The following is a 17399-nucleotide window of genomic DNA, read 5'->3' on the forward strand; positions in this document are numbered from 1 at the left end:
AGAAAAAATACTTATTTATTAAACTGCAAGCGATCTAAATATCCTTGCAAAATTACAACCGCTGCCATTTTATCAATAACGGACTTACGTTTTTTACGACTCACATCAGCTGCAATGAGTTGGCGTTCAGCCATAACTGTAGATAACCGCTCATCCCAATATGTTACAGGTAAATCGATGACTTCCTTCATCTTTTCAACAAACTCTTCGGTCTTTTCAGCCCGTTCACCTTTTGTACCATTCATATTCTTCGGCATACCTACTACTAATTCATGTACTTCATATTCAGCAATGAGTTCTTGTAAGCGGTTAAAGTCTTTTTCAAGAGATGTTCTACGAATGGTTTCAATACCTTGTGCTGTCATGAGCAGTGCATCACTACAGGCAATACCGATAGTACGGCTGCCCACATCTAATGACATAATTCTCATTATAGTTGTTTTGCCTTTGCGTATTCTTTCAACAATTCCTCAATCAAGTCATCCCGTTCTAAACGGCGGATATCAGAACGCGCATTATTATAGCTTGTAATGTACGCTGGATCCCCAGAAATAAGATACCCTAAGATTTGATTGATTGGATTGTAACCTTTTTCTTGAATAGATTGATAAACACGAGTAAGAACCTCTTCAGCTGTCATCGGTTCATCGTCTACTTTACGGAATAACATAGTTTCATCAGAAACCTTCATCGTATCCCTCCTTTTTATTACATTGGCAGGTTTCACTGTAAAGTGAAACCTCGCCTCCTATTATACTTGAATTAAAGCTACAAAGTCAGTAACTTTTTATGCATTATAAAATTTATCTATAACAGATACAAGTATAATTATAAAATTATATGCTTATTGTAACATAGATGTTAAAGCTTCACCACCAGCTTTTAATGCTCCCATCAATTTAGCTGGTTCTTTACCACCTGCTTGAGCCATATCTGGACGGCCACCGCCATTACCACCAGCTACTTGTGCTGCTGCTTTTACGATATTACCAGCTTTAGCGCCTTTAGCCACTACATCTTTGGATACTTTACATACAAAGTTAACTTTGTCATCGCCCATAGCAGCGCCTACAAGCACTACGCCAGAACCATCTAATTTATCAAGGCCCATATCAGCCATATCACGTAATTCATCGATAGAGGATGCTTTTACAGCAGCCGCTACAAATGCAACGTCACCAATCATTACCTTACCAGCAATGATATCTGCCGCACCAGCTGCAGAAACCTCTTTGCGAATTTGTTCTAATTCTTTAGCAGTTTCTTTTGCTTCTGCTAATACTTGATGTAAACGTTCTTCTACTTGAGGAGCTTTAGTTTTAAGTTCCCCTGCCATGCGTTCGATAGTCAAGCGATCATGTTTTGCTGCATCTAGAGCTGCACGACCTGTAATTGCTTCAATACGACGTACACCAGAACCAATACCAGCTTCAGATGTTAAGCGGAAGGAACTAATGAAAGCTGTATTACCTACATGAGAACCACCACATAATTCAACGGAGAAGCCAGGAACCTCTACAACGCGAACTACATCGCCATATTTATCGCCAAAGAGTGCCATCGCACCTTTCGCTTTTGCTTCGTCCATGGACATTTCAGCAATAGCTAGGTCTGTAGCTTTTAAAATTTCTTCATTTACAAGATCTTCGATTTGATCAAGTTCCTCTTGTGTTACAGGAGAGAAGTGAGTGAAGTCGAAACGCAAGTAATCTGGAGTTACTAAGGAACCTGCTTGGTTAACATGCTCACCTAGAACCTTTTTCAATGCTGCATGTAATAAATGTGTTGCTGTATGGTTACGAGCCATAGCAGCACGACGATTTGTGTCTACTTCAAGCGTTACATCATCGCCTTCGGAAATAGAACCTTCCACAACAGTACCAATATGGTATACAGTGCCTTCAGGTAAACGTTTTGTATTATGAACCTCTACCTTACCCATTGGTCCAACGATAAAGCCTGTATCACCTAATTGACCGCCCCCTTCAGCGTGGAATGGTGTGGTGCGTACGATAACAGTAATTTCATCGCCATCAGCAGCTGTTTGCAAACGTTCAGAGCCTTTACCGATCATTAATACGGAAGAAGCAGTTACAGCTTCATCTTCAAGAAGCTCTTCGTCTTTCAAGAATGTGATGTCAGGTGTTGCTACCTTAGCATCTTCTTTTACACGAGCTTCACGAGCGCGTTCACGTTGTTCCTTCATAGCTGCTTCAAAACCTTCATGGTCAATTGTAAAGCCGCGTTCAGAAGCGATTTCTTCTGTTAATTCCCAAGGGAATCCATATGTATCATATAGTTTGAATACTTCTGTACCAGGAACTACAGTTGCTTTTTCAGCAGCAAGTGTATCGATTAAGGAATTTAATAACTCAAGGCCTTGTTCCAATGTTTGATTAAAGCGTTCTTCTTCATTTTGTACAACCCGTTTAACAAAGTCTTGTTTCTCAGCAATGGATTTAATACCAGGGCCAAGAATATCAACTACTACGTCAATAAGTGGTGTTAAGAAGATACCTTCAATACCAAGCAAACGGCCATGACGTACAGCACGACGTAAAATACGACGCAATACGTAACCGCGACCTTCGTTGGATGGCAGTACACCATCAGAAATCAATGCAGTAACAGCACGAGCATGGTCAGCGATAACCTTTAAAGAAACATCAGTATTTGGATTTTCGTTATATGTAACGCCAGCGCGTTTTGCAGTTGCTTCAATAATTGGGAAAATCAAATCGGTTTCAAAGTTTGTTTTACAACCTTGTAATACGGAAGCCAATCGTTCAAGACCAGCGCCGGTATCGATGTTTTTATGTTGCAATGGTTCATAAGAACCATCTGGCATTTTATTAAATTGAGTGAATACTAAGTTCCAGATTTCAAGATAGCGATCGCAGTCACAACCTGGTGCACAGTTAGGATCATCACAACCATGTTCAGGACCTTGGTCGAAGAAGATTTCACTATCAGGACCACATGGACCTTCACCGATTTCCCAGAAGTTATCTTCTAGGCGTGTAATATGACTTTCTTCTACGCCACAATCATTGTGCCATGTATCATATGCTTCTTGGTCATCTGGATATACAGTAACATACAATCTATTTTTATCGAGTTTAATAACTTCAGTTAGGAACTCCCACGCCCAGTGAATTGCTTCTTTTTTGAAGTAGTCACCAAAGGAGAAGTTACCAAGCATTTCAAAGAATGTATGGTGACGAGCTGTGCGACCTACGTTTTCAAGGTCACCTGTACGCATACATTTTTGGCTTGTTGTAATACGATGACAAGGAGGTACCAATTTACCTGTAAAGAAAGGCTTTAATGGCGCCATACCTGCCCCAATCAATAATAGAGATGGATCGTTTTCTGGTATAAGAGAAAAACTATCTAATTTTAAATGTCCTTTGCTTTCAAAAAACTGCAAGTATGCTTGACGCAGTTCATTACCCTTCATGTGTATATTCCTCCTAAAATTATTTACTCTTCATTATATCGTAAAAATGATATAAAATCTATTAAAAACATTGAGATTATGCGGAATGTACCGACTTTCACAGTAGCAAATACAAGGATAAAATTCAATATTTCTAGAAATGAGAAAAAGAGGTTATACAAATCAACAGAACATAATTGATTCGTATAGCCTCTTTTAAAGCTAATATGTATTGGTTTATACAACGCGTTTTGCGCCGATATAGCGTTCACCCCAATAGCCAGTATCAAGATCTGCTACTGCTACACCACGACTGGAAGTGGCGCTGATGAACTTGCCATCACCAATATAAATACCGGAGTGAGATGGACCTGGTTCATATGTTTCAAAGAATACCAAATCCCCTGCTTTTAAGTTTGCACGAGAAACCTCAACACCTACGTTATATTGTTCATCTGCTAAACGTGGCAAAGAAATACCTTGTTTTGCAAATACATATTTAACGTAACCAGAGCAGTCAAAACCACTTGGTGTAGTACCACCAAATACATATGGTACACCGCGATATTTGTCTGCTTCCGCCAAGATAGCATGAATGCTACTTGGTGTTTCGTTTTTCGTAATATTATTTAATTTAATATTTTTGCCAGTAATGGATTGACCAGCAACACGACGAGATGTCGCATTGTTGTTTGTGAAAGCGGATTTTGTTGCTACTGCTTTAGTCGCAGCATTTTGAGTCAATACTGCCTTCGTAGAACGAGGAGCACTCATCAATGCATTATACGTAGCAGGACCTACGATACCGTCCACTGGTAAGCCACGATCTTGTTGGAACAGACGAACTGCCCATTTCGTTTCTTTACCATATACACCATTTTTATCTGTAGCATTATAACCGTGTTTAATTAGTTGTTGTTGAACCGCTGTAACACTTTTGCCCTTATCACCATATTGTAATGTTGTTGCACCTACCATGGCTGTTGTGGCACACACAAAAGTTAATGTTAATGCCGTTATTTTAACCTTACTATATTTTGACTTCATATGCTTCCTTTCCAAAAACTTTTAAAGTAAGTTATTTATTCAAAATATACTAACCGTCTATTTATTTGCATTCACAAATACAGCTAGTCTTCTTTGCTTTTGTTAGTATAAGTCTCAGGTGCCATAAACACATCTGCACTACTTGGTCCAAGTAATGGAGCCTCTTCATGCTCATCAAAGTTTATAGCAGACTTAACCCAATACAAAGGCCGTTGCTTCACCTCTTCAAAAATACGACCTACATACTCGCCAATAATACCCAGTCCGACGAGTTGGATTCCACCAATAAACAAAATTGATACGCCCAAGGTAGTCCATCCATTCAAGGCTTGACCCGTAAGATATACATACAAGAGGTGTAATATAAGCAAGAAGCTTAACCCACCACATAGTACACCGACGTATAAAGCAGCCCGTAAAGGAACTCTTGAAAAGGCGGTTACCCCATCGAGAGCAAATCGTATCATTTTACGCACACTAAACTTTGAGACCCCTGCAAAACGAGGTGGTGCCACAAAGTGCAACTCAGCTTGTCTATACCCCAAGGCACCGACAATACCGCGCAAGAAACGACCATGTTCTCTAAATCGTTTCAATGTGCCCAATGCTTTACTATTCATGAGACGGAAATCAGATCCACCTTCAACAATAGGAACATCGGCCATTTTGTTCATTAGTTTGTAATAATACTTAGACGTGAAAGATTTAGCCCAACTAGCATCTTCAGTTGAATCGCGTATGGTGCGCACCACATCATAGCCTGACTCCCACAACCTAACAAGTTCAGGAATCAAAGCCGGTGGGTGCTGCATGTCACCGTCCATTGTAATAACTGCATCTCCATGAGCATAATCAAGACCACAAGTAAGCGCAGTCTGATGCCCAAAATTACGAGCAAGCAATAACACTTTGACATGTTTATCATTGTAAGCAATTTCACGCAATATCATAGCTGACGAATCACTAGAACCGTCATCTACGAAGATTAGTTCATAATCGTACGTGAGTCCTGACATAACATCAGTTACAGCTTTATAAAAATTCGCTATGTTCTCTTCTTCGTTATATACAGGCACTACAATAGAAAGTAACATAAATCCTCCAAAGTATTTTACTCACATATTTTAAGTTAATTAGTAAATTAAGGCAAATTATCAAGGTTAACAATAGGAAAAATAATATCTATAACCCCAGTAAACATGCGATTTCTACAAACTCTATAGACATTTCTCTTCATTTATCCTATATATAAGTACTATGAATAAATTATTAATTCACTTATCTTTATAACTACTCAATAATCTATATTATAAAATAAATTTATATCACTAAAAACCCATGAATTACTGTTAATTACTTATTCAATCGTAAATTAATCAAAATATCAAATATATTTTTTGCTATAAATATAAGAGTCTTAACTTATTTCATCTTAAATTCATAAAACTTAAAATAATTTTACTAATCACTCTGTGCATAAACCAATTATATATGCCCCAAAATATGCATAAAATACTAATAATATAAAAACTAACATTATGGTATTAACAAAATAGATTTACTAGAATCTTTTCATCAATAGAGAAGAAAGAGACCCTTATTAGGGTCTCTTTTATTATAGGCCAGCAGCATCAATCCAAGATTGTAAATCTTCCTCTGCAAGCTCCATATCCTCTTCATATGCACCAGCCACTACAGGATACTTTGAAACCTCTACGGTGTGCAAAATTGAATCATCTCGGCCATTTTTAAAGGTTCCAATCCAAATTCCAGAGAATTGAGACTCATACCACTCTACAGGCTGATCAGTTTCATTAAAGTTAATCGTAATATGACCACGGCCAAGTGTTTCTAATACTTCCACTTGTTCTTCCTCTGTGAGCCCTGTTTTCTCAATATAAATTGAATATGTCTCACCCGTTTCTCGCAAGTTTTTAAGAGCTAAACGCAACTCATTTAAAACAGCGCGAACATTACTATAATTCTCAATCATAAATACTCCTATTAGAGATACTCTTTATATCCTATAAACGCATTATTTTAAGTATTTAGCTCTGCAGTTACGCCCCATTCTTGTAGAACATGTAATACACGCTCTTTTACCTCTGGTAATGCTCGTTGTACAGGCGCACTAGGTTCAAAGCCAATTTCTAATGATTCTGGTTCTACGCCAATAACCACTGCATCCTCTAATGGATCCTCTTGAATAGCTCGAATACGTAAAATATCTTGCATCCCTACTTCATGTACAGAAATATGCTCTGTAAAATATTGTTCTAATTCCTTATGAGGAAACTCATATATAGTTCCTGGTGCTTCTCCACCATTGATAGCATCTACAAGAAGAATTTTCTTCATTCCACGCATATACGTAAGTAGCTCCATCCCCATTGTGCCACCATCAATAATAGAAATGGCTGGTGTAAATGTGAAAGATTCTTTCAACTCTTTCACTACATGAACACCTAATCCCTCATCAGTAAGCAATATATTCCCTACGCCAAGTAGAACAATTTCATTATTCCCATCATCATAAAGGCTATTTAAATCAATACGCGGACCCTCAGAGTCCGCGTATTGTTCCAAGCCACTGATGATATCAGTACTTGTATTAGTCATTATCTTGTAATTCTCTTTCTCTAGGATCGTTAGGATCACTTGGACGATATGTAGTACCAGATGGTTTATCGATACGTTCACCACGACGGCGTTTACCGTTTAGATCTTCAATATCGATTGGATCATGCGCATAATACTTCATACCGGAAACCATAGCAGATACTTCGCCGGATTCCTCCATAACGTCTTCTCGGAATGCCATGTACACGTGAACGATAGTAAAGAACAAGAATCCCCACGCAATATAGTGATGAATAATGTGAACCTTATATTCACCACCAAATAATGTAACAACTGGTGCGAATAGGGTTCCTAGAATACCATTTGGATCCACCATTGAATACATTGTAAAACCCGTTAAGATTTCAAAGAAAAACATTACATATACCATCATATATGCAGTTCTTGCTAAGGAGTTACGAAGCCAATGATGTTCGTGTTTTTGTGGAATCATCAAATAGTGCAATGTAGTTTCTTTAAGACCATACCAATACCGTTTTTGGCGGAATTTAGGTAATAATCTATCTCCTCGATTCCAAAGAGCACCTGCAAATCGGAAAATAAAGGAGCATGTTAAGATAACCCCTGCAATGAAATGGATACGACGCATAGTTTCCATAGAGAACCAGCCATCAATAGCAAAGGTTGGCTCTGGATTACCTGTGATAGCCGCAAATCCTGGATCACCAATATATAGACCTGTCCAGAATAATGCAGTTACGCTTAGCACCATAGTCCAGTGGAATATGCGCAGCCATAGACTAAATACGACATACGCCTTTTTGTCAGTATGTATTAACATAAGCCCACCACCCTTTATTTACACAATGCATCTGTATTGACGGAAACAATTTTTTCGCCTTTTTTATTGTATAAATGGGTTGCACATGCGAGACATGGGTCAAAGGAGTGAATTACCTTCAAGATTTCAAGTGGTTTATCTGCAATTTTTACATGTGTATCAATCATGGAGTCTTCGTAGGCACCATGTTCATTTGCTGCAGTCTTAGGACATGCATTCCATGTGGATGGTACGATACATTGATAGTTTGCAGAGCGGCCATCTTTAATGTGAATCCAGTGGCCCAAACCACCACGAGGTGCATCTACAAGGCCAACGCCCTTAGCATCTTTATCCCATGTATTTGGCTCAAACTTAGTTGTATCAGCCACTGTAGTATCACCATTTTTAATGTTCGCTACAAGTTTATCGAAGAAGTATTGGCTCATATTTGCTGCTACTTGTGCATCAAGGCCACGACATGCTGTACGACCTACCATAGTTGTCATCCATACATGTGCAGGTACGCCCAATACTTGGGATACTGTATCGATTTGACGAACAATCATAGACTCTGCCCAAGTTGGGTCTTTAATGATACCTTGTTTTACTTTTGTATATACAACGATATATTTCGCTAATGGGCCAACCTCTGCAGTTTTACCTTTGAATGTTGGGGATTTAATCCAAGAGTATTTTTTATCTTCATCAAGGAATTCCCATTTTTCTTTTGTACCAGATTTAGGACCTGTAAACTTAGGATCTGTAACACCTTCGATAGGATGAAGAGAGCTTTTACCATCAGGATATGTGAACCAGGAATGATCAACCTCTTCACTAAGGTATTGAGGATCCATGAAGTCTTTACCTTCTAACGGAATAAATGTAGCTTTATCTACGCCTAAAGCAAAGTTTTCAACTACACCATTGGAGCGAACCACACATTTCTTATGGTAATCGCCATTAGAAATGCCAGAATATGTATCGTCTGGGTAATCACCGTAAGACATAACACGTTTTTTCGCTAGGCCACCACCATCGACCATGCCCTTTTCTACATACATTTTGCCAATAGCCAATAAATCTGGAACATAGAAATTATCCACTAGATCTTTAGCCAATGCAATAGATTCTTCTACCGCAGCAAGACGTGCTGTATTGATAGGCGCATTCATATCATTCATAGAAATGGAACATGGCATACCACCAACAATATAATGTGGATGTGGGTTTTTACCACCAAATACAACGTGAGGAATTACGATATCACGTTGACGATCAAGAATATTCAAGTAATGGGATACGGCCATTAAGTGAACCTCTGGTGGCAACAAATTATAATCAGGATGATCCCACCATTGAGCAGCGAAAATGCCCAACTGACCAGATTCAACAATCTTCTTAACCTTTTGTTGTACCGCTGCAAAATATGCAGTAGTCGCTTTAGGGAACTCTTTAGGGTATGCAGAGTCTTTAGACGCAGTTTCAGCTGGCGCCAAACCACTTACATTATAAGTAGCTAATACATCATTTTGTAATTGTGCAGTTTTAGCTGGATCTGCACTAAGAGCTGCTACTGGGCTAACCCAGTCAAGAGCATGTAAGTGATAAAAATGTACGATATGGTCATGTACATCTAAAGAGCTATGCATGATGTTACGAATATAGTTTGCATTTTTAGGAATAGTAATACCAAGTGCATCCTCTACAGCACGTAACGATGCCAATGCATGTGTTGTAGTACATACGCCACAAATACGTTGTACGAAAGCCCAAAGGTCACGAGGATCGCGATCTTTAGCAACAAGTTCGATACCGCGCCAAGCAGTACCAGAAGACAATGCGTCCTCTACCTTACCACTCGCTTCATCAACTTTTATTTCTACCCGTAAATGACCTTCAATACGGGAAATCGGATCTACTACTACGCGTTTCATTAGTGACCTCCTCCATTATTATGTTTCTTTTCATCCCATAAGCCTTCTTCTTTTAAGCGTTTTTCTTCTTTCATATCAAGAATTTTATTACGCGTAAGAGTTGCAGCACCATGAGCAATAACAGCTGCAGTGGCACCAACAGCAGCTACGGTACCGATTGTATCAGCAGTTGTGATGGTTTTAGCCAATGGAATATCTGGTAAACGTTTATAGAATACGTCATTATCCCAGAAGCCCTTTTCAGAGCAGCCAATACAACCATGACCGGATTGAATTGGATAGGATAACCCATTCCACCAACGCAAGTTACCACAAGAATTATATGTTTGAGGTCCACGACAACCTACTTTGTACAAGCACCAACCAGATTTGGATGCATCATCGTCAAATTTTTCAACGAATAGACCAGAGTCAAAGAAGGCACGACGATAGCATGTATCGTGAATACGATTGCCATAAAATTGTTTAGGACGACCTTGAGAATCAAGAGGTGGGATTTGACCGAATAATGCATAATGCATAATTACACCAGTCATAACCTCTGGAATTGGAGGACAACCAGGAACTTTGATAATAGGCTTACCAGATACAACAGAAGATACAGATACTGTATTTGTTGGATTTGGTTTAGCCGCTTGAATACCACCCCAAGATGCGCAAGAACCATATTCAATGATTGCTGCTGCACCTTTAGCCGCTTCTAATAAGGACTCTTTAAATGTACGTCCACCTACTGTACAGTAAACACCATCTTCATCAAGTGGTACGCCACCTTCAACAGCCAAAATATATTTGCCTGCTTTTTCTTTGATGATTTTCTCTAAATGTTCTTCTAATGGTGCACCAGATGCAGCCGCCAAAGTATCATCATATTCAAGGGAAATCATGTTCAAAATTACATCGGATGTAAACGGAGAAGATGAACGAATGAATGATTCACTACAACCAGTACATTCATGACCATGTAACCAAATTACTGTAGGCAATTCAGTTGTCTCAGCTGCCTTAACAACGGTATCTAACATCGTTGGTGGCAAACCGAGAATAGCGGTGAGTGCTACACAGGATTTCATAAATGTGCGTCGACTCAAACGTCGCTCTTGGAAGAGTGTCCATAAACTGTTTATACGATTCTTCACGGAATATAGCCTCCTTACAACAACTTTGCGCAATATATCAATATTACTTAATAAACTACAACCATTATGATAATAATCATACTATGATAATTAATTTTACCATTCCATATATCATAGCTATTATGATAACAATCATATTCTTACAACTTTATTATATCACTTAATAACTGTTAAAACTACAGATTTTAAATAAAAAAACTGTATACAAGAAAATTTATTCAACTTGTATACAGCCTTGTATTATATGATATTGTAAAAATTTTTAGTTATCACTAAATTAGATGACTTCCTTGATTAGAGACTCAAGCACATCAGCTTTCTTGTAACCTACAAGGGAATCAAGCATTTTGCCATCGCGATAGAATACCATGGATGGAATACCATCGATATCTTCTTTCAACAAAACGCCACGAAGATTTTTATCTTCTGCATCAACACTAAAGAACGCAACTTGTCCTTTCAAACGTTCTGCTACAGCTTCTACCTCTGGACGCATAACAGTGCAAGGTTCGCACCAGGCAGCCCAGAAATCAACAATAGCTAAACCTTTAGAGCCAAGTACTTTTTCATCAAATTCTTGTACACTAGTAATCGCTGTAATTGCCATGAAGTTCTCCTAACAAAGATCTACAATCTTATATACTATAAATTATATCTTAAATATGGAAGCAAGCAATCAATAAGCCGAGTTCTGTTCCGCTTGCGCGGTGACGATTATCTTTCTAGGCGTACAGTCGCCTGCACGCTCGAGCGACACAACCCGGAAGGTAGGCGGGACCACCCTTAACCCTTCCCTATTCGGTCTTGCTCCGGATGGGGTTTACCGAGCCAACCTGTTACCAGACTGCTGGTGAGCTCTTACCTCACCTTTCCACCCTTACCACTGACGTGGCGGTTTCCTTTTCTATGGCACTTTCCCTAAGGTTACCCTCGCCAGACGTTATCTGGCATCCTGCCCTATGGAGCTCGGACTTTCCTCGAGCCCTATGGACTCGCAACCGTCTTTCATACTTGCTTCAATTCAGTTTATCATAGCTAGCCCATTTGTTGCAAGAAAATGCAATATTATAAGAAAAAGAAATCATTCTGTTCTGTAAAAGCTTTCACAGGAACAGATAAATCTTTACTAAGTAAATAGTCACGTAAACCACTAGCAACAATAGATTCTGTGCCAAAATGTCCTGCATCAACTACAAGCAATCCAAGCTCTTTAGCTAATTGTGCATCATGATATTTCACATCGCCTGTAACATATGCATCTATACGCAAGCGAGCTGCATCCTTAATAAATTCAGCACCAGCTCCGGAGCATAACGCAATGGATTGAATCTCTTTAGGTGCAATACCTGCAAAACGAATATTAGCCTCTGGTAATGCTTCCTGTACCCATTCACGGAAGGTATCTAAATTTAATGCATTTGGCAAGCGGCCAACTCTACCTAAATACTGAGTAGAAGCTGTAGGATCTACCAAGGACACAACTTCATAAGCCACTTCTTCATAAGGATGTGCTGCTTTCATAGACTCAATCACTTGGCTTAAATGAGTACCATCTACGATAGCATTCACTTGTACCTCAGCTGCCACCGTTAGAGTACCGGCTTCACCGATAACAGGATGAGACTCTTCATTGCCGATGAAGCGACCCTCACCGTGAAGACTAAAGCTACAGTGCTCATAGTTACCAATTTTTCCTGCCCCTGCGGTCCCCATAGCATGACGAATCGCATCAGCAGAGCTTTCAGGTACAAAGGTAGTCACCTTATATAGCACGTCTTCACCAGTTTTAACAAAACCTTTTATGTCTATAAGACCTAATTGATTAGCTAACATATCATTAAGACCACCAGGTGCGATATCAAGATTTGTATGTGCACTGTAAACGGCAATATTATGTTGAATCAACTGATTAATCATTCGCCCTTGCGCCGTATCACAAGACAATTGTTTTAAGCCCTTAAAAATCAACGGGTGATGACTAACAATTAGATTACAGTCATGTTCAATGGCATATGAAATGGCCTCCTCTGTTACATCTAATGTAGTTAACACACCTGTAACGATAGCATTTCTATCACCTACCATGAGGCCCACATTATCCCAAGATTCTGCATAAGCTCGAGGGGCCAATTGTTCCATTAAGGTAATAACTTGTTGAACTGTTGTCATAAAGCTCACTTCTTTCTATCTTCTAAAAGTCCGTGCAGAAATTCTACTTCACGCTCTAAATCCTTATATTTATCTGTATGGCTCAATTGCTCAGTCATACCGTCTAGTGCACATTGCCGTTGATATATTAAGTACTCAATATATTTCGACCAAAATGATGGTCGTTCCTGTTCTAAAAGAGCACCTACAGACCATAATAATGAATCCTCTGGTAATGATTGATAAACATCTACGTATTCAGTCATGCCCGTATACGCTTCTACCTGATCATTACGCACTGCTAAAAATGCAGTATATAGCTTTCCTGCATCTTCAACGATGATTTCAAGGACGATAACATAGCCCCTTTGTACCATATATTGACGTAATTCTTTTTGTCCATTCTGTGGTTGTAATACGTAAAACTCTAAAGGCTCTGGACCAGCGTCTACAATATCGCGCATGAGGTATCCACCCATACCGCAGCAAATGGCACCATTTAATTCGCCCTTCTCTGTTACCTTTAGACCATCCCCTAATCGACAATCTACTTTAGAAGTTAATCCACGAGATTGAACATATTCTTTTGCAGATTCTAAAGGTCCTTTATGCACATCGCCAGCAATAACAAATTCAGCACGATTACGGTTGATGAGTTCTACTGCTAAATATCCATGATCAGTACCAATATCAGCTATAGCATGAGCTTTTGGTACGATTGAAAACACCGCCTCTAAGCGATCCATCATAGGTCTAGGTTCCATAATTCCTCTATTATCATATATAAAAATAACCGCCCTTGAATCCTCAAGGACGGTAGATATCAACATAATTGGTGGGCCCACCTGGGATCGAACCAGGGACCGACCGGTTATGAGCCGGTTGCTCTACCCCTGAGCTATAGGCCCACAGTTAGTTTCTAGCTTATTAATTATACCGAATAGGCTAGTACTAAGTCAAGGCACACCGTATTTCTATGACTGTTTCATAAGCATAAAACGATGAATCATATCTTTATTATAACACAAAAGGGCTGTGACACAGTGCTAGAGAACACTGCATCACAACCCTTACGAGATTCTTTATCTTATAAGAAGTCTTTAATTTTATCGCGTTTACCGCGGTTACGCAATTTAGTAAGCGCCTTACCTTCGATTTGACGAATGCGTTCACGAGTTACATTGAAATGTTGACCTACTTCTTCCAATGTACGAGGTTTCCCGTCCTTCAAACCAAAGCGCAAGATCAATACTTGTTGCTCACGATCAGTTAAGCATGTAAATACATCTTCAATTTGTTCTTGTAATAAGATGTAGCTAGCTGCATCGTCCGGAGCAATAGCATCTTGGTCCTCAATAAAGTCTCCCAAGTGAGAGTCTTCCTCTTCACCAATTGGAGTTTCCAATGATACTGGCTCTTGTGCGATTTTTTGAATTTCACGCACGCGCTCTACCGTAATGCCCATACCTTCTGCGATTTCTTCTGGTAATGGTTCACGACCTTTATCTTGCAATAATTGTCGGGAAATACGAATCAATTTATTGATTGTTTCTACCATATGTACAGGAATACGAATCGTACGAGCTTGGTCCGCAATAGCACGAGTAATAGCTTGACGAATCCACCATGTAGCATATGTGGAGAATTTATAACCCTTTGTATAATCGAACTTATCTACAGCTTTAATAAGGCCCAAGTTACCTTCTTGAATCAAATCCAAGAATAACATGCCGCGACCTACATAACGTTTTGCAATACTTACAACTAGACGCAAGTTCGCATCTACCAATTTTTTCTTAGCCTTTTTGGCAAGTTGAATATCTTTATATGTAGCATCTTCTGCTGCGCCAGCCTCAATTTGTTTTGCTAAAACGATTTCTTCATCTGCAGAAAGCAATGGGACACGACCAATTTCTTTGAGGTACATACGTACAGGATCATCAATGTTAACACCAGAGTCTACACTTAAATCAATGGAGATATTCTTTTCATTAGAAGTATCTTCTTCATCCTCTTCTTCTGGTTCTATTGGATTAGCGTCCGTATCCTCACCGTCGATATCAGCCACTACTTCAATATTTAATTTACCAAATGTAGTATAAATATCATCTAATTGTTCCGCAGTAAGATCAGTCTGCTCATGAAGAGCATCTGAAATCTCTGATTGTGTCAACACGCCAGTTTTTCGGCCTTTTTCAAGAAGTTGTTCTACAATCTCCTCTATTTGACTTTTTTGTACTTTCTTAGCCACAGCGCTCTCCTTCTTACATCATATTACTTAGACCATTCTCTAATTAGGTTCTGTATTTCCTGACACTTATGTAATTCGCTAATAAATGTCGAATCTCCTGCCCGTTTTAATTGATCCGCCATAATTGAATGCGCTTTATATTGTTCACGCAATGAATGGAGCCTTATCTTGCGGATTAATCCAGGCACTTGCACCTTATATTCATCGTCACTCATAACAACTAATCTAGAGTAAATATCATACTCCGATGGGGATAAAACAGACTGAATAGCAGTATCATCTAGACGACCTTCTTGTTTAAATAAGGTGAATATCTTTTCTATTATACCTCGATATTCAATTTTTTCAAAGTCTTCTAATGGCAAATAGCTCATCATATGTTGTAACACTTCACCATCTGTAAAGGCTAAGGACAATAATTTTTCTGCATCACCTTTAGGTAAATCCTGTGTTGGTAACGGTGCAGACGCAGTATCAACCAATTCAATTTGTCCTTTTTTTACATAATCTCGGAAATATCTAAAAATACTACTATTATCAAGCCATAGTGGTAATGCCAATGTCTTTAGAGCATCATCCCGTTGTGTTTGACTATCTATATTAGCAATATATGGGAATACATCAGCCATAACAGCTTGCTTCCCTTCAGTATCATTTGTGTCGTGTTTAATTAAGGACTCGCTTAATAAATAATCAAGTGGCTTAACCGCTTTAGCCACTAAATCTTTAAATGCTTGTCCTCCATGATTACGTACATAATCATCAGGGTCTTTGCCATCTGGCATAGCCAGAACACGTACCTTAAAGTCCGTATTTTGTAATAATTCTATAGCCCTAGCTGCTGCTTGACGACCTGCTCCATCCATATCATAGGCCAGTACAATTTCATCAGCCTGCCTCATTAAAATATGACCATGATCTCGTGTATAAGCCGTCCCCAAGGATGCTACTACATTAGTAACACCGTGGTTATGAGCAGATATAACGTCCATATACCCTTCCACAAGGATAGCCTGTTTCTCTTGACGAATCGATTTGTACGCCTTATCAAAGGCAAATAATAGTTTCCCCTTTTCAAAGATGGCTGATTCTGGTGAGTTTAAATATTTTGGCGTACTGTCATCCATAACACGACCACCAAAGGCAACTACACGACCTTTACCATCCATAATAGGAAACATAATTCGGTTTCTAAAGAAATCGTAAAACTGACCCTTTTGGTTTTTACGTACCAGATTCAACTCTAATAATATTGAATCATCAATACCGCGCTCATGGAAGGCGCGATATAACTTATCCCAACCATCTGGAGCAAAGCCTAGTTTGAATTTTTCAATCGTATCTTTTGTAAGGCCCCGTTTTTTTAAGTAATCAAGGCCCACCTTACCCATCGATGTTTGAGTAAGGCAGTTATGGAAAAATGTAGCCGCTAATTCTGAAGCTTCATATAGTTTTTTTCGTCGTTCATCTCGAGCTCGTTGTTCTGGTGATAGTTTCGCCTCTGGCAAAGGAATATTAGCACGATTAGCAAGCCGTTCTAGAACCTCTACAAAGCTTAAATGCTCTAGTTCCATGAGGAATTTAATGACATTCCCCGATGCATGACAGCCAAAACAATAATAAAAGCCCTTTTCAGGGGCAACACTAAAGGACGGCGTCTTTTCATTATGAAATGGACAACAACCCCAATAGTTCTTGCCCCGTTTCTTTAAGGCTACATGCTCGGATATTACAGATACAATATCATTTGCATCTTTGATTTGCTCAATCAATTCATTTTCAAAATATCTGCTCATAGCCAACGCCTCCTTCCCTTATATATATTAACTTCGATATACAAATAAAAAATCCTCTATTTGTAAAGTAATTTAATCAATTATCGAATCAATCAGTTTAATAACTGATACGAATCATAGGAATCCTTATCTATTAAAGATTAATACATAAGGATTCCTATACTCCGTATCTTTAAATGATATGCAAATAAAGTTTGATAATAATAGGCTGCAATGAAATCATTGCAGCCTATACTTATCGC

Annotated in this window: 15 protein-coding genes, 1 tRNA gene and 1 other RNA gene; all 17 read right to left on the reverse strand. The window is 38.9% G+C overall.

From position 1 onward, the window contains the following. Nucleotides 1–11: 11 nt before the first annotated feature. The 17 genes from ruvX to dnaG all read right to left on the reverse strand — a co-directional run bounded on the left by ruvX (nucleotide 12) and on the right by dnaG (nucleotide 17157). Entirely contained in the window at nucleotides 12–431 is a 420-nt protein-coding gene (ruvX, locus tag KH109_RS02095; protein ID WP_213466870.1) for a Holliday junction resolvase RuvX, read from the reverse strand. Continuing rightward, nucleotides 431–691, reverse strand: a complete 261-nt coding sequence (locus tag KH109_RS02100) for an IreB family regulatory phosphoprotein (RefSeq protein WP_009351224.1) — start codon at nucleotides 689–691, stop codon at nucleotides 431–433. The genes ruvX and KH109_RS02100 overlap by 1 nt, the downstream gene beginning before the upstream one ends. Nucleotides 692–844: 153 nt before the next feature. Further along, on the reverse strand, nucleotides 845–3460 hold the full coding sequence (alaS, locus tag KH109_RS02105; RefSeq protein WP_295215286.1) for an alanine--tRNA ligase: 2616 nt from the start codon (nucleotides 3458–3460) through the stop codon (nucleotides 845–847). Nucleotides 3461–3676: 216 nt separating this feature from the next. Next, nucleotides 3677–4486 carry an NlpC/P60 family protein gene (locus KH109_RS02110; RefSeq protein ID WP_060923946.1) on the reverse strand — a complete coding sequence of 270 codons (810 nt, stop codon included), beginning with the start codon at nucleotides 4484–4486 and terminating at the stop codon, nucleotides 3677–3679. A gap of 83 nt (nucleotides 4487–4569) precedes the next feature. Then, a complete protein-coding gene (locus KH109_RS02115; protein ID WP_105085867.1) occupies nucleotides 4570–5580 on the reverse strand; it encodes a glycosyltransferase family 2 protein in 1011 nt (336 codons plus the stop codon). Nucleotides 5581–6101: 521 nt separating this feature from the next. Beyond that, a complete protein-coding gene (locus KH109_RS02120) occupies nucleotides 6102–6479 on the reverse strand; it encodes a hydrogenase expression/formation C-terminal domain-containing protein (RefSeq protein ID WP_060923948.1) in 378 nt (125 codons plus the stop codon). A gap of 47 nt (nucleotides 6480–6526) precedes the next feature. Continuing rightward, entirely contained in the window at nucleotides 6527–7105 is a 579-nt protein-coding gene (locus KH109_RS02125) for a HyaD/HybD family hydrogenase maturation endopeptidase (protein WP_024066802.1), read from the reverse strand. After that, nucleotides 7098–7907, reverse strand: a complete 810-nt coding sequence (gene cybH / locus KH109_RS02130; protein WP_119206473.1) for a Ni/Fe-hydrogenase, b-type cytochrome subunit — start codon at nucleotides 7905–7907, stop codon at nucleotides 7098–7100. Before cybH ends, KH109_RS02125 begins: the two co-directional genes overlap by 8 nt. A gap of 14 nt (nucleotides 7908–7921) precedes the next feature. Next, the gene (locus KH109_RS02135) at nucleotides 7922–9823 is read right to left on the reverse strand and encodes a nickel-dependent hydrogenase large subunit (protein ID WP_295215291.1); all 1902 of its coding nucleotides are present in this window, start codon (nucleotides 9821–9823) and stop codon (nucleotides 7922–7924) included. Then, nucleotides 9823–10962: a hydrogenase small subunit gene (locus KH109_RS02140; RefSeq protein WP_295215294.1), complete on the reverse strand. Its 1140-nt coding sequence runs from the start codon at nucleotides 10960–10962 to the stop codon at nucleotides 9823–9825. Before KH109_RS02140 ends, KH109_RS02135 begins: the two co-directional genes overlap by 1 nt. Nucleotides 10963–11239: 277 nt before the next feature. Further along, nucleotides 11240–11569, reverse strand: coding sequence for a thioredoxin family protein (locus tag KH109_RS02145; protein ID WP_295215296.1), 330 nt, complete (start codon nucleotides 11567–11569; stop codon nucleotides 11240–11242). Nucleotides 11570–11626: 57 nt separating this feature from the next. After that, an RNA gene (gene rnpB / locus KH109_RS02150) (RNase P RNA component class A) lies at nucleotides 11627–11977 on the reverse strand. Nucleotides 11978–12027: 50 nt separating this feature from the next. Then, nucleotides 12028–13131, reverse strand: a complete 1104-nt coding sequence (locus tag KH109_RS02155) for a Nif3-like dinuclear metal center hexameric protein (protein ID WP_295215299.1) — start codon at nucleotides 13129–13131, stop codon at nucleotides 12028–12030. 5 nt (nucleotides 13132–13136) lie between these two features. Then, nucleotides 13137–13874 (reverse strand): class I SAM-dependent methyltransferase, encoded by a 738-nt coding sequence (locus KH109_RS02160; protein WP_295215301.1) that lies wholly within the window; start codon nucleotides 13872–13874, stop codon nucleotides 13137–13139. A 69-nt stretch (nucleotides 13875–13943) separates the two neighbouring features. Beyond that, nucleotides 13944–14018 (reverse strand) — tRNA-Ile (locus KH109_RS02165). A gap of 179 nt (nucleotides 14019–14197) precedes the next feature. Next, nucleotides 14198–15361, reverse strand: a complete 1164-nt coding sequence (rpoD, locus tag KH109_RS02170; RefSeq protein ID WP_295215303.1) for an RNA polymerase sigma factor RpoD — start codon at nucleotides 15359–15361, stop codon at nucleotides 14198–14200. Between the two features lie 23 nt (nucleotides 15362–15384). Then, nucleotides 15385–17157 carry a DNA primase gene (gene dnaG, locus KH109_RS02175; protein WP_295215305.1) on the reverse strand — a complete coding sequence of 591 codons (1773 nt, stop codon included), beginning with the start codon at nucleotides 17155–17157 and terminating at the stop codon, nucleotides 15385–15387. Between the last annotated feature and the right edge of the window lie 242 nt (nucleotides 17158–17399).

The sequence above is a fragment of the Veillonella sp. genome (genome assembly GCF_018381775.1).
Taxonomy (GTDB): domain Bacteria; phylum Bacillota; class Negativicutes; order Veillonellales; family Veillonellaceae; genus Veillonella.